General features: G+C 70.2%; 15 protein-coding genes. All 15 read left to right on the forward strand.

All coding sequences use genetic code 11. The annotated features are described in order from the left end of the window. Positions 1-31 precede the first annotated feature (31 nt). Positions 32-994, forward strand: a complete 963-nt coding sequence (locus ACTZWW_RS05490; protein WP_444779934.1) for a tripartite tricarboxylate transporter substrate binding protein — start codon at positions 32-34, stop codon at positions 992-994. 150 nt (positions 995-1144) lie between these two features. Continuing rightward, positions 1145-1612, forward strand: coding sequence for a tripartite tricarboxylate transporter TctB family protein (locus ACTZWW_RS05495; protein WP_444779935.1), 468 nt, complete (start codon positions 1145-1147; stop codon positions 1610-1612). A gap of 3 nt (positions 1613-1615) precedes the next feature. Beyond that, complete coding sequence (locus tag ACTZWW_RS05500) at positions 1616-3115, forward strand: tripartite tricarboxylate transporter permease (protein WP_444779936.1); 1500 nt, start codon at positions 1616-1618, stop codon at positions 3113-3115. A gap of 432 nt (positions 3116-3547) precedes the next feature. Beyond that, positions 3548-4483: a sugar ABC transporter substrate-binding protein gene (locus ACTZWW_RS05505; protein ID WP_444779937.1), complete on the forward strand. Its 936-nt coding sequence runs from the start codon at positions 3548-3550 to the stop codon at positions 4481-4483. Between the two features lie 166 nt (positions 4484-4649). Next, positions 4650-5678 (forward strand): ABC transporter permease, encoded by a 1029-nt coding sequence (locus tag ACTZWW_RS05510; protein WP_444779938.1) that lies wholly within the window; start codon positions 4650-4652, stop codon positions 5676-5678. 12 nt (positions 5679-5690) lie between these two features. Next, positions 5691-6647, forward strand: a complete 957-nt coding sequence (locus ACTZWW_RS05515; protein ID WP_444779939.1) for an ABC transporter permease — start codon at positions 5691-5693, stop codon at positions 6645-6647. Then, complete coding sequence (locus tag ACTZWW_RS05520) at positions 6644-8179, forward strand: sugar ABC transporter ATP-binding protein (protein WP_444779940.1); 1536 nt, start codon at positions 6644-6646, stop codon at positions 8177-8179. The genes ACTZWW_RS05515 and ACTZWW_RS05520 overlap by 4 nt, the downstream gene beginning before the upstream one ends. Then, positions 8176-9066, forward strand: coding sequence for an NAD(P)-dependent oxidoreductase (locus ACTZWW_RS05525; protein ID WP_444779941.1), 891 nt, complete (start codon positions 8176-8178; stop codon positions 9064-9066). The genes ACTZWW_RS05520 and ACTZWW_RS05525 overlap by 4 nt, the downstream gene beginning before the upstream one ends. Continuing rightward, positions 9063-9782 (forward strand): ThuA domain-containing protein, encoded by a 720-nt coding sequence (locus tag ACTZWW_RS05530; RefSeq protein WP_444779942.1) that lies wholly within the window; start codon positions 9063-9065, stop codon positions 9780-9782. Before ACTZWW_RS05525 ends, ACTZWW_RS05530 begins: the two co-directional genes overlap by 4 nt. Continuing rightward, positions 9779-11584, forward strand: a complete 1806-nt coding sequence (locus ACTZWW_RS05535) for an extracellular solute-binding protein (RefSeq protein WP_444779943.1) — start codon at positions 9779-9781, stop codon at positions 11582-11584. Before ACTZWW_RS05530 ends, ACTZWW_RS05535 begins: the two co-directional genes overlap by 4 nt. 40 nt (positions 11585-11624) lie before the next feature. Further along, on the forward strand, positions 11625-12431 hold the full coding sequence (locus tag ACTZWW_RS05540) for an SDR family oxidoreductase (protein ID WP_444779944.1): 807 nt from the start codon (positions 11625-11627) through the stop codon (positions 12429-12431). 111 nt (positions 12432-12542) lie between these two features. Then, complete coding sequence (locus tag ACTZWW_RS05545) at positions 12543-13847, forward strand: M24 family metallopeptidase (protein WP_444779945.1); 1305 nt, start codon at positions 12543-12545, stop codon at positions 13845-13847. A gap of 29 nt (positions 13848-13876) precedes the next feature. Further along, the gene (locus ACTZWW_RS05550) at positions 13877-14893 is read left to right on the forward strand and encodes a thiamine pyrophosphate-dependent dehydrogenase E1 component subunit alpha (protein ID WP_444779946.1); all 1017 of its coding nucleotides are present in this window, start codon (positions 13877-13879) and stop codon (positions 14891-14893) included. After that, entirely contained in the window at positions 14886-15881 is a 996-nt protein-coding gene (locus ACTZWW_RS05555; RefSeq protein WP_444779947.1) for an alpha-ketoacid dehydrogenase subunit beta, read from the forward strand. Before ACTZWW_RS05550 ends, ACTZWW_RS05555 begins: the two co-directional genes overlap by 8 nt. Further along, the coding region (locus tag ACTZWW_RS05560; protein ID WP_444779948.1) for a biotin/lipoyl-containing protein at positions 15871-16407 on the forward strand (537 nt) is incomplete at its 3' end. The genes ACTZWW_RS05555 and ACTZWW_RS05560, both read left to right, overlap by 11 nt.

A 16407-nucleotide genomic window follows, 5' to 3' on the forward strand; every position in this document is an offset into this window, starting at 1 on the left:
CACCAGAGCTGCCAGGATCGGGAGGACCGACATGTTCACGAGACGCACCCTCATCGCCGGCGCGGCCGGCCTCGCCCTGGCGGCGACGGCGGCGACGGGCGCCGCCGCCTTCCCCAACGACACGATCACCCTGGTGGTGCCGTACTCGCCCGGAGCGACGGACACGCTCGCGCGCACGCTCGCGCCCGAGCTCGAGCGCATCCTCGGCCAGACGGTGCTCGTCGAGACGCGGCCGGGGGCCGGCGGCACGGTGGGCGCCAACTTCGTCGCCAAGTCGTCGGAGGCCGACGGCCATACGCTCCTGTTCGGCGTCAGCTCCGTGCAGACGGTGGCGCCGCATCAGCAGGATCTGCCCTACGGCTTCGCGGATCTCGTGCCCGTCGCGCGTATCACGGCCGGACCCAACATGATGGCCGCGCGCACCGACGCGCCGTTCGGCACGCTCGAGGAGCTCGTCGCCTACGCGAAGGCCAATCCGGGCATCGTCACCTTCGGGAGCGCGGGTACCGGCGGCGCGACCCATCTCGCCGGCGAGGCCTTCGCCCGGGCCGCGGACGTCGAGCTCAACCACATCCCGTTCCAGGGCGTGACGCCGGCGGTGGCGGCGACGGTCGGCGGCACGATCGATCTGGTGCTCGGCTTCGCGTCCGCGCTGATGCCGCAGGTCGCGGGCGGCAACCTCGTCGCCATCGCGCAGTTCGGCGACGCGCGCGCCTCGGTCGTCCCGGACGTGACGACGCTCCAGGAGGGCGGGGTCGACCTCTCGATGCCGCCGAACATCGGCGTGTGGGCTCCGGCAGGCACGCCGGCGGAGGCGATCGCGACGCTGGAGAGCGCCTTCGAGGAGGCCGCGGCGTCCGAGGCCTTCCAGCAGCATGCCCGCAACTCGCTCACGGAGGTCGCCTTCCTCGGTGCGGACGCCTTCGCCGAGGAGCTCACCCGCGAGGACGCGTTCTACGCCGACCTGCTCGCCGCGCTCGGCATGGCCAAGTGAGCGTACGCTGAGTGGGCGCACGGCCGAACGCGCGCATCGCCCCCCCGACGTGGCGCGCGATCGGCATGCCGGACGGACGGAGCCCCGGCTCCGTCCACGACCCGCGAGCGGGACCACCGCTCGCGGACACGAGATCGAGGAGATAGCCCCATGTCCCGCGCCCGCGACCTGATCGCCGGCTGCGCCTTCGCCGCCCTCGGCGCGACCGGGATCGCGCTCGCGTACGACCTGCCGATGGGCTCTACGCGGCTGCCCGGAGCCGGTGCGATGCCGATCCTGCTGTCGTGCGCGCTGCTCGTGCTCGCGCTCGCCCTGATCTGGCGGACGCTCGCCGGGGGCGCGGCCTCCGAGGAGGATACGGACGGTCCCGTCGACACGTTCGGCCAGGGCCGCGTCGCCGTCGCGGCCGCGCTGATCGCGGCCTACGCCGCGGTCCTCTCGTGGCTCGGCTTCATTCTCGCCACCAGTATCCTGATGGCGCTCCTGTTCATGCTCGGCGCCAAGAAGCCGCTCTCGCTCGCCCCGGTCCTCTCCGGCATCGGCGTGACGGCTCTCGCCTGGGCTCTGTTCGTTCTCGCGCTCGACGTCCGCCTGCCGGTCGGCGCGATCTGGGGGTGACGCATGGAAGGCCTTCTCGGCGGCTTCGTCGCCATCCTCTCGCCCGAGACCCTGCTCTTCTGCTTCGTCGGCGCGCTCGTCGGCACGCTCATCGGCGTCCTGCCGGGGCTCGGGCCCACCGCCACGATCGCCATCCTGCTTCCGCTCACGATCGGGCTCGATCCGGTCACCGCCATCGTGATGATCGCGGGCATCTACTACGGCGCGAGCTACGGCGGCTCCACGACCGCGATCCTCGTCAACATACCCGGCGAGGCGCAGAGCGTCGTGACCTGCATCGACGGCTACCGCATGGCTCAGCAGGGCCGCGCCGGCCCGGCGATCGGCATGGCGGCGCTGGGCTCGTTCATCGCGGGCACGGCGGGCGCCTTCGGCATCGCGCTCGTGTCGATGCCGCTGATCGCCTTCGCGGTGCGGTTCGGGCCGCCGGAATACTTCGCGCTGATGCTGCTCGGCTTCATCGTGCTGCTGGTCCTCGCGCGGGGCTCCGTCGTCCGGTCGCTGATCATGATCGTGACCGGGCTGCTCTTGAGCATGGTCGGCCAGGACGTGATCACCGGCGAGGTGCGCTACGCCTTCGGCGTGCCGCAGCTGATCGACGGGATCTCCATCGTGACGATCTCGATGGGAATCTTCGGCCTGGGCGAGGTGTTCTTCAACCTCGAGCGCCTGGCGCATCGCAGCGTCCAGGCCGTGCCCGTGAACCACATCCTGCCGAGCCGCGACGACTGGAAGGCCTCGGCCGGCCCGATCGCGCGGGGGTCGGTGCTCGGCTTCCTCGTCGGGCTGCTTCCCGGCGGCGGCGCGACGCTCGCCTCCTTCGTCTCCTACGCGCTCGAGAAGCGCATCGCCAAGGATCCGAGCCGCTTCGGGAAGGGGGCCATCGAGGGGGTGGCCGGGCCCGAGGCGGCGAACAATGCCGGCGCGACGGGCTCCTTCATCCCGCTCCTGACCTTCGGCCTTCCGGGCAACCCGGTGACGGCGATCCTGCTCGGCGCGCTCATCCTCTACGGCGTCACGCCTGGGCCGCTGATGATCCAGACCAACCCCGAGATCTTCTGGGGCGTGGTGGCCTCCATGTACGTCGGCAACGTGATGCTGCTCGCCCTGAACCTGCCGCTCGTCGGCCTGTGGGTGCAGCTCCTGCGCGTTCCGTACCGCTATCTCTATGCACCCCTGATCCTGTTCATGATCATCGGCGCCTACTCCATCAACAACAGCGTCTTCGACGTGGGCGCGCTGCTCTTCTTCGGCGTCGTCGGCTACGTCCTGCGCAAGCTGCGTTTCGATTCCGCTCCGCTGATCCTCGCCTTCGTGCTCGGAGGTCCCATCGAGACCAACCTGCGCCAGACGCTGATGCTCGGCCGCGGGTCGTGGGAGTACGTCCTCGATCGACCGATCGCGCTCACGATCCTGTCGGTCGCGTTCGTCGTCGCGGTTCTTCCGATGTTCGGCTTCGTGCGCAAGGGGCTCAAGCAGGCCCGGGCGGTGAACGAGCTGTGACGCGACGCCGTCGTTCGGCATTCGCGCGCCAGCCGTCGTGCAGGCTGCGCCCGAGTATGGCGTAGACGCCCTGGAGCGCGATGCCCTGGCCGTCGGCGTGCGGTCGCCCAAGCGCGCCACCATCGCGACGCCCCCGTCCCGCCATCGGTGGGGATGACCGCCCGGGCGTGAAATGGACGCAACCTCCCAAGCGCCCCGTTCATCCCCGCCGACCCCGGGGGGCGGGGCGCGACGCCGCACGCGAGGGCGTCGGCAGGGCCGCATCAATCTGGATATCCGGGCGAGATCGCCCTCCCGTGGCGGGCCCGCCTTTATCCATTGTGGATAGAACAGCGGCACGATCCGGATTTCGTTCCTGTACGGTAGCCGCAGTGGCCGATGCGGATCGCTCGACGAAGACCGCAGCAGGCAACGCCCAGGGAGGAAAGAACCATGAAACGTGCCCTCGTCACGTCGCTGCTCGGCTCCGTCGCGCTCGTCGGCGCCGCCGCCGCGCAGGAGCCGATCCGCATCGGCATCACCCAGAACAACGTCGGCGTCGACAGCTACCAGACCACCTACGAGCAGGCCTTCATCGAGGCCGCGGAGGCCGACCCGCAGGTCGAGGCCGTGGTGCTCGACGCCGGCGGCGACGTCGCCCGCCAGATCGGGCAGGTTCAGGACCTGATCCAGCAGGGCGTCGACGCCATCATCATCTGGCCGACGAACGGCCAGGCCGTCGTGCCCGTCGTGCGCCAGGCGCATCAGGCCGGCATCCCGGTCGTCGTGACGAACAGCCAGATCGCGGAAGCCGGCTTCGACTTCATCGCCTCGTTCTCCGGCCCGGACAACATCACGCAGGGCCAGTACGCCGCCGAGATGATGTGCGACGCGCTCGACAATGCCGGCCGTGTGGTGCAGATCGCCGGCCAGCCCGGCTACACGACCGCGATCGAGCGGCAGAAGGGCTTCGAGGACGCCCTCGCCGAATCCTGCCCCGACGTCGAGATCGTCGAGACGCAGCCGGGCGACTGGAACCGCGAGAAGGCCCAGCGGGTGATGGAGAACTTCCTCACCAAGTACGACGACATCGACGGCGTCTATTCCGGCGACGACAACATGGGCGTCGGCGCGCTCAACGCCGCCAAGGCGGCGGGCCGCGACGACCTCGTCTTCATCGGCGCGACCAACTTCGCGGTCGGCTACGACGCGATGGAGCGAGGCGAGTACTGGGGCTCCGTCTACCAGTCCCCGGTCGAGGACGCCCGCAACGCGCTGGCCACGGCCAAGGCCGTCGTCATGGGCGAGGAAGTTCCGTTCCTGAACTACTTCGATACGCCGAAGATCACGCAGGACAACATGGGCGACTTCGACCGGCCGGTCTTCTGAGCGGATCGCGACGGACCTGCGGGCGCCGGCGCGGCCGGCGCTCGCAGGACATCCATTTCGGATAGACTCGAGTCGTCACGAGCGGCGCGACGGAACGCAGAGTCCGCGCACCGCGAGGCGCATCGCGAGCCCCGGTGGGCTGCGTGGGCGTCGGAGGAAACGGATCATGGCGAAGACCGAGGTGAAGGGCGACGGCACGCTCGCCGTGCCCGTGGGGCGCGACACGCGGCCCACACGAGAGACCGTCATCCATCTCCTGCAGACGAAAGGCCTCCTGATCGCCTTCGCGCTGTTCCTGGTCGCCTTCTCGCTGGCCAGCGATCGCTTCGCGAGCGTGGACAACGTCTCCACCGTCCTGCGCCAGGTGGCGATCATCGGCACCATCGCGGTGGGCGTGACCATCGTCGTGATCGGCGGAAACCTCGACCTCTCCGTCGGCTCGCTCCTCTCCTTCACCACGGTGCTCGTCGTCGACCTGCACGACGAGATCGGCCCCGGCCCGGCGATCCTGATCATGTTCGCCGCCGCGCTGGCCGTGGGCTGCGTCAACGGGCTCCTGGTGGGCTTCGCGCGGCTCAACTCGCTGATCGTGACGCTCGGCATGCTGTCCGCCATCCAGGGGCTGACGCTGATCTATTCCGGCGGGCAGAACGTCGACATCGTCGACCAGGAGGGCACCTGGTTCGCCTTCTTCGGGCGCGACTTCCTCCTCGGCATCGCCGTGCCGACCTGGATCTTCCTCGTGCTCGCCGTCGTCTTCCACGTCGTGCTCACCCGCACGAGCTTCGGCCGCAAGGTCTTCGCGGTGGGCGGAAACCCCACCGCCGCCGCCTTCTCCGGCGTGCGCCGGGCGCGGGTCGTGTTCTCGACCTACCTGATCTCGGCCTTCTGCACCGGCTGCGCGGCGCTGATCCTCGGCAGCCGCGTCATGGGCAGCCAGAACAACGTCGGCCAGGGTTACGAGCTCGTCGTGCTCGCCGGCGTGATCCTCGGCGGCACCTCGCTGCTCGGCGGCTCGGGCTCGGTGCCGAAGACGGTGATCGGCGTGCTGATCCTCGGCTTCATCCAGAACGGCCTGCTTCTGCTCGGCTACCCCTACTACACGCAGTGGCTCGTCACCTGGGTCGTCATCATCCTCGCGGTCTGGCTCGACGTCGCGTCGAAGCGCGGGCGCCTGTTCACCACGACGAGCTGAGGGAGGCCGACCATGACCGCGAGCCCGCTTCGCCTCCTCTCCCGCGTGCCCCCGATCTGGCTGATCCTGATCGCCTGCGTGGCCTTCTTCTCGGTGTTCGCGGACAGCTTCTTCGCCGTCGGCAACTTCACCAACATCCTGATCCAAACCTCGACGATCGGCCTGATCGCGCTCGGGATGACGGTCGTGATGATCAACGGCAACATCGACCTCTCGGTCGGCGCCGTCGTCGCGCTCGCCGCGAGCCTCGCGGTGGGGCTCCAGGCCGATCTCGGCATCGTGCCCGCGGTGCTGGTGGGGCTCGGCGCCGGCATGGCGCTCGGCTTCCTCAACGGCGTGATCGTGTGGAAGACCGGCGTCGACGCCTTCATCGTCACGCTCGGCGCGATGATGGGCGTGCGCGGCCTGGTCTTCGTCTACACCGGCGAGCAGTCCTTCTTCTCGATGGACTTCGCCTATGCCGATTTCGGCATGTCGTCCGTCGCGGGCGTGCCGACGCTGGCCTGGATCTTCCTCGCGCTGACGCTCGTCATGCACGTGGTGATGACCCGCACGAGCCACGGGCGCAACGCCTATGCTGTGGGCGGCAACCGCGAGGCGGCGGAGAACGCCGGCATCCGCGTGGGCCGGCACATGGTGGCGAACTTCGTCGTCGTCGGCTTCTTCGCCGCGCTCGCGGGAATCACGCTCTCCACCCAGATGGGCGCCTCGACGCCCAATCTCGGCACGAACTACGAGCTGTGGGTGATCACCGCCGTCGTGCTCGGCGGCACCAAGCTCACGGGCGGGGTGGGGTCGATCCTCGGTACGCTCGGCGGCGTGCTCACCATCGGCGTGCTGCGCAACGGCATGAACCTGATGCAGGTGCCCGCCTTCTACGTCCTCGTCGTGATGGGCGTCATCCTGATCGCGGTGCTGCTCGTCGACGCGCGGATCAACCGCCGCGAAGCCGGGGAGGTGAGGCTGTGAGAACGCTCGCGCACCACACGCAGGCCGAGCTCGCCGAGCGCGCGACCCGCGCGCCCCTGCTGCACATCGACGGCGTGACGAAGACGTTCCCCGGCGTGAAGGCGCTCGACGACGTCTCGCTCGACGTCCGCGCCGGCGAGGTCCACGCGCTGCTCGGCGAGAACGGGGCCGGCAAGTCCACCCTGATGAAGGTGCTCGCCGGCAACCACCAGGCCGATCGCGGCCGGATCCACCTCGAAGGCGAGCCGATCCGGGTGTCCGGCCCGCACGAGGCGAAGCACCTGGGCATCGTGCTGATCCACCAGGAGCTCTCGCTCGCGCCGGAGATGACGGTCGCCGAGAACATCTTCCTCGGCTCGCTGCCGCGCCGGGCGCTGGGCTTCGTCGACTTCCGCAAGCTCTACGCGGATGCCGGGCGCATCCTCGACCGCCTGGGCTGCCGCTTCGCCGCCTCCGACAAGGTCGAGACGTTGTCGATCGCCAACCGGCAGATGGTCGAGATCGGCCGTGCGCTGGTGTTCACGCCCAAGATCGTCGTGTTCGACGAGCCCACCGCCTCGCTCACCGACGCCGAGAAGGTGGTGCTGTTCGACGTGATCCGCTCGCTCCAGGCGGAGAACGTCGGCATCGTCTACATCTCGCATCGGATGGACGAGATCTTCACGCTGTCCGCCCGCATCACCGTGCTTCGCGACGGCGCCGTGCGCGGCACGCTCGTCACCGCCGAGACGACCGAGGACGAGGTCACCCGCCTGATGATCGGCCGCGCGCTCGAGCCCCGCAGCCGGGCGCAGGCCCGCCCCGCGGGGAAGATGGCGCTCGAGGTCAAGGGCCTCTCCTGCGGGGATCTCTTCCGCGACGTGTCGTTCGGCGTGCGCGCGGGCGAGGTCGTGGGCATGTACGGCCTCATCGGCGCCGGGCGCACCGAGATCGCCGAGACGATCTTCGGCCTGCGCGCGCCCGACGCCGGCGAGATCCGCCGCGACGGCGAGGTGGTCTCGATCAACTCCCCGCCCGACGCCATCGCCCACGGCATCGCGCTCGCGCCCGAGAGCCGCAAGGAGCAGGGCCTCGTGCTCTCGATGAGCTGCCGGGACAACATGTCCCTCTCCCAGCTCGAGACCGTCTCCCGCGCGGGCTGGCTCGACCGTTCGGCCGAGCAGGCGATCTACGATCGCTATGCGGAGCGCCTCGCGCTGAAGTCGCCGAGCTGGCGCACGCCGGTCGTGAACCTCTCGGGCGGCAACCAGCAGAAGGTCGTGCTCGGCAAGTGGCTGGGCACCGCGCCGAAGGTGCTGATCATCGACGAGCCGACGCGCGGCATCGACGTCGGCTCGAAGTCCGAGATCCACAAGCTGATCCGCGAGCTCGCGGCGGGCGGCATGGCGGTGCTGATGATCTCGTCCGAGATGCCCGAGGTGCTCGGCGTCTCCGACCGGATCCTGGCTCTCTACCACGGCCGCCTCGCCGCCGAGTTCGACGCCGACACCGTGACGGAGGACGCCCTCGTGCAGGCGATTTCCGGGTTATGAGCGCGCCGATCCGCATAGGCTTCGCGGGGCTCGGCCGCATGGGCGCGCCGATGGCGGCGCGGCTGGCGCGGGCCGGCTTCCAGCTCGCGGTCTGGAACCGCACGGCGGAGAAGGCGCAGGCCTTCGCCCGCGAGAGCGGGGCGCGGGTCGCGACGAGCCCCTCGGCCCTCGCGGAGACGAGCGACGTCGTCATCGCCATGGTCGCCGACGACGCGGCCTCCCAGGCGCTGCATCTCGGCCCCGGCGGGCTCGCCGAAGCGGCGTCGGGCCGGCTCTTCGTCGAGATGTCCACGATCTCCCCCGACCACGTGCGTCGCCTCGGCGCGGCGCTCGCGGCGCGGGGCGGTGCGCTGATCGACGCGCCGGTGTCCGGCAGCGTCGACGCCGCGCGGGCGGGGTCGCTCGCGATCATGGCCGGCGGCGATCCGAAGGACGTCGAGAGGGCGCGCCCGGCGCTGGACGCCATGGGGCGCGTCGTGCTGGAGACCGGCCCGCTGGGCACCGGAGCGACGATGAAGATCGTCGTCAACAGCCTGATCCACGGCCTCAACCAGACGCTCGCCGAGGCGCTGGCGCTCGCCGAGAGCGCCGGGATCGCGACCCGCGACGCCTTCGCCGTGATCGAGAATTCCGCCGCGGCGGCGCCGATGCTCGGCTACCGCAAGCCGCTCTACCTCGAGCCGCAGGCCCATCCCGTGGCCTTCGCCCTCGATCTCGCGCTCAAGGACATGGGTCTCGCGCTCGCGCTCGGCGAGGCGGGCGGCGTGGCGATGCCGCAGGCGCGCGTCACCCGCGCCGTCCTCGAGCAGGCCTCCGCCGCCGGGCTGGGCGGCGAGGACATGGCCGCCGTGGTTCCGTTCATGCGCCGGTTGGGGAGGTCCTCATGAAAGCCATGCTCTTCGTCGGCGGCTGGGAGGGCCACGAGCCCGAGGCCTTCCGCAAATGGGCCGACGACCTCCTCTCCTCGAACGGCTTCACGGTCGAGAGCCACGACAGCCTCGAGCCGCTGGAGCATGCCGACGCCATGCGCGACGTCGATCTCGTCGTGCCGATCTGGTCCTCGGCGCGCTCGGCCCATCGACCCGAGTTCGGCAACATGACCAAGGCGCAGGAGGACGGCCTCCTCGCCGCGATCGCGAGCGGGACCGGCATCGCCGGCTGGCACGGCCACATGGGCGACGCCTTCCGCGACCGGCCGACCTACCATTTCCTGATCGGCGGCCAGTTCGTCGCCCACCCGCCGGGCTGGCCGGACAACCCGGTCCCGTCGGACGACTTCGTCGACTACGACGTGACCATCACCCGGCCCGACCACCCGATCGTGGAGGGGATCGACAGCTTCCGGCTCCACTCCGAGCAGTACTACATGCTGGTCGATCCCTCGAACGAGGTGCTGGCCACGACGACCTTCTCCGGCGAGCACCTCTGGTGGATCGAGGGCGCGACCGTCCCCGTCGTCTGGACGCGGCGGTGGGACAAGGGCCGGGTGTTCTACTGCTCCATCGGCCACACGGTGGACGATCTCGAGACGCCGCAGGTCACGGAGATCATCCGCCGCGGAATGATCTGGGCCGCCGAAGGTTCTGCCGGGGGGCGCGCATGAGCACCATGCGCCGCACCACGCGCCCGGAGGAGGGCTTCGGCGCCGCGCTGCCGCGCAAGGGGCGCGCGGCCGGTGCGCTTCCCCCCGGCGAGCGCCAGGCCTTCACGCCCGACGAGATGCTCGCCTTCATGGACTTCCTCGAGGAGATCGAGGCCGAGGGCGCGAGCGTCTTGCCGCTGTTCACGCCCGATCCGTACCTGAGCATGAGCCTCTTCCTCATGCGCAACCACATCGAGGGCAAGCTCACCACGATCTCCTCCCTCGCCGCCGCGTCTGGCGCGCCCTACGCCACCGCCATGCGGCGCATCGGCGACATGACCGAGCGCGGCCTCGTCGATCAGCGCCCGCGCTCGGCCTCGGGCAAGACCTTCTCGCTGCACCCGAGCCCGGCCCTGATCGAGGCGTTCGGGGACTACGCCCACCGGATCAAGCTGTCGATCGGCCGCGCGCTGGGCCTCGCCGCCAAGGGCGACGTCGCGGACTATTATTTCGGCGGATCCTACCTGAAGGCGCGGGTGGTCCCGCTGCCGGCGGCGCGCACCGAGCCGCTCGGCATCACGGGGCCGTTGCGCATCCTCGTCCACGCCGACCCGACCTTCATGGCGATGGACAGCCTCAAGCGGCAGTTCGAGCATCTGCTCGGCGTCTCGATCCGCAACCGCGCGCTCTCCATCGACCGGCTGCGGCTCGAGGCTCTGGCCAATGCCGAGCGCGCGTCCTCGGCCTACGACATCATCGCCGTCGACCTGCCCTGGATCGGCGAGTTCGCCGAGAAGGGCGTGCTCGCGCCGCTCGCGGACTGCGTCGCGCGGGAGGATTTCGACCTCGCCGACTTCCACCCCGCCGGCTGGCAGGGCTGCATGCACCGCGGCGAGCCCTACGGCATGCCGATCCAGACGACGCCGGAGCTCCTGTTCTACCGGCGTGACCTGTTCGACGAGGCCGGTCTCGAAGCGCCGCGCACCACGGTCGACCTGCTCGCCGCCGCACGAGCGCTGCATCGGCCGGCGCGGAACCTGCGCGGCATCGCCTGGAACGGCGCGCGCGGCACGCCGCTCGGCCACACCTTCATCTTCGCCATGGCCGATTTCGGCCAGCCGGTGGTGAACCTGCGCCGGCGCGGCGACGGCTTCGACCCGTTCGACCTCACCGGCGAGCGCCTGCGCCCGATGATCGACAGCGAGGGCGGGCGGCGCGCGGCGGACTTCCTGATGGAGCTCCTCGACGTCTCCGCGCCGGGCGTGCTCTCGATGTCCTGGTTCGAGCGTGTCAAGGCCTACGCCTCGGGCGAGGTGGCGATGGCCTACGGCTACTCGCTGCTCGCACCCTATTTCGAGCTCGACCCGTCCTCGCCCGCGCACGGCACGACCGAATACGTGCCCCATCCCGGCGCGCCGGGCCGGCGCTCGATCGCGCCCGTGGGCGGCTACGTGCTCGGCATCCCCGCGAACCTCTCCGAGGAGCGGCGGCTCGCCACCGAGAACGCCGTGCGCCTCCTCACCTCGGCGGAAGCCTGCAAGCTCTACATCACCAACGGCTCGCGGGTGTGCCCGCGCTTCAGCGTGAGCGCCGATCCGGACGTGCGGGCGCTCTCGCCCATCGTCGGCGCCGTCGACGACCTGGCCCGCGCCGGCGCGCTGCAGCTGTGGCCGCGCCCTCCCGCGCCCGAGTTCGCCGAGATCACCGCGATCCTCGGCGAGGAGATCCACGACATGCTCTGCCGCCGCAAGTCGCCGGCGGCGGCGCTGGAAGACGCCCAGGCCCGCGCCGACGCGCTGATGCGCGTGGCCGGGCGATACTGAGCCGAACGATACGGGCGAAGAACTCTGAAGGAGAAGACCCATGGATCGCGAACGACTGAAGGGCAAGAACGTGCTGATCACCGGCGCCGCCCAGGGCATGGGTGCGGCGATCGCCGAGCACTACGCGGCCCAGGGCGCCAACGTCTGCCTGGGCGACGTCAACGAGGCCGGTGCGAAGGCGGTGGCCGAGCGGATCAATGCCGAGGGCTACGGCCGCGCCATCGCGATGAAGCTCGACGTCACGAAGCGCGCCGACAACGCCGCCGCGGTGGCCGCCACCGTGGAGGCCTTCGGCTCGCTCAACGTCGCCCTCCTCAACGCCGGCCTCAACAAGCCGCGGTTCTTCATGGACATCGACGAGGAGAACTGGGACCTGATCATGAACGTGAACGCCAAGGGCGTGCTGCTCGGCATGCAGGAGGCGGCGCGCCAGATGATCGCCCAGGGGCCCGAGCAGGGGCCCTACAAGATCATCAACGTCGGCTCCATCGCCTCGCGCACCACGTTCGACGACGTCGTGCCCTATTGCTGCTCGAAGCACGCGGTGCTCGCCATGATCACCGGTGGCGCCCGCGCGCTCGTCGACCACAACATCACGGTGAACGGCTACGGGCCGGGCGTGGTGCGCACCGAATTGTGGGAGCAGCTCGACAAGGACCTCGTCGAGATCGGCAAGTTCGACAAGCCCGGCGAGTCCATGGACAGCCTGGCGCGCAACATGATCCTGATGAAGCGCTACTCGTACCCCGAGGACGTGGTGGGCACCGCCGCGTTCCTGGCGAGCCGGGACTCCGACTACATGACGGGCCAGCTCATCCTCATCGACGGCGGCATGGTCATGCAGTGACCCGAGCCCACGCCGCGCGGTGACACACGCGCGCGGCGCCATCCGACATCCTCGAACAGGTCCGCCCGGGGCGGACGACGCGCCTCGACGCGGGGCGCGAAGGAGATCCTCATGCGAGACACGTCCGCCCTGAGCCCGCGCATCCTCCAGCCGGGCGACCTCGACCCGAACTGGCGCTGGGATCGCCACATCCCCGCGCTCGGCCACACCGCCGTCGACTTCGAGCGGCGCGTCGACCACGACCGCCTGCGCCGCTACCGGCTCTCCCGCGCCCGCCAGGCCTTGAAGAACTCGGAATGCGGCGCGCTGATCCTGTTCGACGTCAACAACATCCGCTACGTGTCGGGCACCAAGATCGGCGAGTGGGAGCGCGACAAGATGTGCCGCTTCGCGCTGCTCGCCGGCGACGAGGAGCCGTACGTCTGGGACTTCGGCTCGGCCGCCGTGCACCATCGCGAGAGCTGCGACTGGCTCGACCCGGAGCATTGCCTCGCCGGCGTGGTGGGCATGCGCGGCACGATCCCGCCCTCCTTCGGGCTGATGAAGCGCTACGCCGAGGAGATCGCGAGCCTGATCCGCAAGGCCGGCGTCGGCGACATGCCCGTGGGGCTCGACTACGCCGAGACGGCGATGATGTTCGAGCTGCAGAAGGCGGGATTGAACATCGTCGACGGCCAGCAGGTCATGCTCGACGCACGCGAGATCAAGAACGTCGACGAGATCCACCTGCTCAACCAGGCGGCCGCCATGGTCGACGGCGTGTATCACATGATCTGGGAGGAGATGAAGCCGGGCGTGCGCGAGAACGATATCGTCGCCATGGCCAACAAGATGCTCTACGAGATGGGCTCGGACGACGTCGAGGCCATCAACGCCATCTCCGGCGAGCGCTGCAACCCGCATCCGCACAATTTCACCGACCGATACTTCCGCCCCGGCGACCAGGCCTTCTTCGACATCCTGCAGAGCTACCAGGGCTACCGCACCTGCTACTATCGCACCTTCAACGTCGGCCGCTCCACGCCCGCGCAGCGGGACGCCTACGTCAAGTGCCGGGACTGGCTCGACGCGGCCATCGCCCTGATCAAGCCGGGCGTGGGCACGGACGTCGTCGCCCGCGCCTTCCCCGAGGCGCACGAGTTCGGCTTCCCCGACGAGCTCTCCGCCTTCGGCCTGCAGTTCGGCCACGGGCTCGGGCTCGCGCTCCACGAACGCCCGATCATCAGCCGGGTCGTCTCGCTGGAGAACCCGATGGAGATCCAGACCGGCATGGTCTTCGCGCTGGAGACCTACTGCCCGGCGACCGACGGCTACTCCGCCGCGCGCATCGAGGAGGAGGTCGTCGTCACCGACAAGGGCTGCCAGGTGATCAGCCTCTTCCCCGCCGAGGAGCTGCCGATCGCCAACCGCTACTGAGGCCCGCTCGCCGGAAATCCGAGGACGACATGAACGCCACCGACAACACGGCCGAGTACCTGCGCCTCTACGAGCAGATGGCGCGGATCCGCGCCTTCGAGGACAACGCCAACCAGCTCTACCTCTCGGCGAAGATGCCGGGTCTCACCCACATGTATACCGGCCAGGAGGCCGTCGCGGTGGGAATCTGCGAGGCGCTGGAGCAGAGCGACCACATCACCTCGACCCATCGAGGCCACGGCCATTGCGTGGCCAAGGGCGCGGACTTCAAGGAGATGTTCTGCGAATTGCTCGGCAAGGCGGAGGGCTATTGCCGCGGCAAGGGCGGCTCGATGCACATCGCCGATCAGGCCAACGGCAATCTCGGCGCCAACGCCATCGTCGGCGGCTCCGCCGGCATCGCCACCGGCGCGGCGCTCTCGGCCAAGCGCCTCGGCACCGGCGCGGTGACGGTGTGCTTCTTCGGCGACGGGGCGCTGGGCCAGGGGCTGCTCTACGAGGTGATGAACATGGCGGCGCTGTGGAAGCTGCCCGTGATCTACGCCTGCGAGAACAACCATTACGGCGAGTACACCCGCACCGACGAGATGGCGGCCGGCGACCTCTGCGCCCGCGCCGCCGCCTTCGGCATCGAGACGCACCAGGTCGACGGCCAGGACGTGCTCGCCGTCAACCGCCTGACCCGCGATCTCGTGGCGCGGGCGCGCAAGGGCGAGGGGCCGTTCTTCGTGCTGCTCGACACCTATCGCTGGCACGGACACCACGTCGGCGACATCAACCGCGCCTACTACCGGCCCAAGGACGAGGAAGCGCTCTGGAAGGAGACCCGCGACCCGATCCTCAATTTCGGCAAGTGGCTGGAGGGCGAAGGCATCGCCGGCGCCGACGACCTCGTCGCCATCGGCGAGCGCGTGCGCCGGGAGGCGGAGGATGCCGTCGCGTATGCCGAGGCCGCCGCCTACCCGCCGGCCGACGAGGTCGACGTGCACGTCTACGAGCGCCCCGGCACGGCCGACGGACGCCGCGAGGAGCTTCATCATGCGTGAGATCACCCTGGCCAAGGCCGTCAACGAGGCGATCGCCGAGGAGATGCGCCGCGACCCGACGATCTTCCTGCTCGGCGAGGACGTCGCCGAGGCCGGCACGCCGTTCAAGGTGCTCTCCGGGCTCGTCGAGGAGTTCGGCCCCGAGCGCATCATCGACACGCCGATCTCCGAGCCCGGCTTCGTCGGGATCGCCGTGGGCGCGGCGCTGACCGGCTCGCGGCCGATCGTCGATCTGATGTTCGGCGATTTCCTGTTCCTGGTGATGGACCAGCTCTGCAACCAGGCGGCCAAGGCCCGCTACATGTCCGGCGGCAAGCTCAACGTGCCGATGGTGCTGCGCACGAACCTGGGCGCCACCCGCCGCTCGGCCGCGCAGCATTCGCAGTCGCTGCACGCGCTCGTCGCCCACATTCCGGGGCTGAAGGTGGCGATGCCGTCCTCCGCCTACGAGGCGAAGGGGCTGATGAAGACCGCCATCCGGGACAACGACCCGGTGGTGATCTTCGAGGACAAGCTGATGTACCAGGACAAGGCGCCGGTGCCGGAGGAGGAATACCTGATCCCCTTCGGCGAGGCCGCCGTCCTGCGCACCGGGCGCGACGTGACGCTGGTGGCCACCTCCTCGATGGTGCAGGTCTCGCTCGCCGCCGCGGAGATGCTGGCGGGTGAGGGCGTCTCGGCCGAGGTCGTCGACCCGCGCACCATCGTGCCGCTGGACGAGGACACGATCCTCGCCTCGGTGCGCAAGACGAGCCGCGCCGTCGTCGTCGACGAGGGCCACCGCAGCTACGGCGTCTCGGCGGAGATCGCCGCGCGCATCTCGGAGAAGGCCTTCTACCACCTCGACGCGCCGGTCGCCCGGCTCGCCGCCATGGACGTGCCGATCCCGTTCTCGCCGGCGCTCGAGGACCTCACCGTGCCCACCCCCGACGACGTCGTCGCGACCGTGCGCCGGATGCTGCGCGGGGAGATCCGTGATGCCGCATGAGGTGATCATGCCGGCGCTGGGGATGGCGCAGGACACCGGGCTGATCGTCTCCTGGGCGAAGGCGCCGGGCGACGCCATCGCCGCGGGCGAGGTGCTGCTCGAGGTCGAGACCGACAAGTCGACCATGGAGATCGAGGCGCAGGCGGGCGGCTTCGTCGCCGAGATCCGCGCCGCTGCCGGCGTCGACGTGCCCGTCGGGCAGGTGATCGCGGTTATCGCGGCGCAGAAGCCGGACGCGCCGACGGGGCCGGGGGAGGGGGCTTCCCCGCCGGAGCCGAAGCCGTCGGCGACGACGGAGCCGGTCGCGGAAGCGGCGGCGGTGACCCGGCCCGCGCCGGCGTCGAAACCGGAGCGCGCCCCCGCGACCCCACCGCCGCCGACGAACGGTCGCGTCCTCGCCTCGCCGAAGGCGCGCCGGCTGGCGGCCGAGCGCGGCCTCGACCTCGCCCGCCTCGTCGCGGAGGGCGCGGGCCAGCCGATCCACGTGCGCGATCTCGACGCCCTCGCCGCGCGTGCCGCCGCGAGC

It is taken from the genome of Salinarimonas sp. NSM (assembly GCF_052380005.1).
GTDB lineage: Bacteria > Pseudomonadota > Alphaproteobacteria > Rhizobiales > Beijerinckiaceae > Salinarimonas.

Bases quoted from the DNA above. Each gene is read 5' to 3' on its own strand.
- ACTZWW_RS05490 (WP_444779934.1), top strand. From the start codon at position 32: ATGTTCACGAGACGCACCCTCATCGCCGGCGCGGCCGGCCTCGCCCTG.
- ACTZWW_RS05495 (WP_444779935.1), top strand. From the start codon at position 1,145: ATGTCCCGCGCCCGCGACCTGATCGCCGGCTGCGCCTTCGCCGCCCTC.
- ACTZWW_RS05500 (WP_444779936.1), top strand. From the start codon at position 1,616: ATGGAAGGCCTTCTCGGCGGCTTCGTCGCCATCCTCTCGCCCGAGACC.
- ACTZWW_RS05505 (WP_444779937.1), top strand. From the start codon at position 3,548: ATGAAACGTGCCCTCGTCACGTCGCTGCTCGGCTCCGTCGCGCTCGTC.
- ACTZWW_RS05510 (WP_444779938.1), top strand. From the start codon at position 4,650: ATGGCGAAGACCGAGGTGAAGGGCGACGGCACGCTCGCCGTGCCCGTG.
- ACTZWW_RS05515 (WP_444779939.1), top strand. From the start codon at position 5,691: ATGACCGCGAGCCCGCTTCGCCTCCTCTCCCGCGTGCCCCCGATCTGG.
- ACTZWW_RS05525 (WP_444779941.1), top strand. From the start codon at position 8,176: ATGAGCGCGCCGATCCGCATAGGCTTCGCGGGGCTCGGCCGCATGGGC.
- ACTZWW_RS05530 (WP_444779942.1), top strand. From the start codon at position 9,063: ATGAAAGCCATGCTCTTCGTCGGCGGCTGGGAGGGCCACGAGCCCGAG.
- ACTZWW_RS05535 (WP_444779943.1), top strand. From the start codon at position 9,779: ATGAGCACCATGCGCCGCACCACGCGCCCGGAGGAGGGCTTCGGCGCC.
- ACTZWW_RS05540 (WP_444779944.1), top strand. From the start codon at position 11,625: ATGGATCGCGAACGACTGAAGGGCAAGAACGTGCTGATCACCGGCGCC.
- ACTZWW_RS05545 (WP_444779945.1), top strand. From the start codon at position 12,543: ATGCGAGACACGTCCGCCCTGAGCCCGCGCATCCTCCAGCCGGGCGAC.
- ACTZWW_RS05550 (WP_444779946.1), top strand. From the start codon at position 13,877: ATGAACGCCACCGACAACACGGCCGAGTACCTGCGCCTCTACGAGCAG.
- ACTZWW_RS05555 (WP_444779947.1), top strand. From the start codon at position 14,886: ATGCGTGAGATCACCCTGGCCAAGGCCGTCAACGAGGCGATCGCCGAG.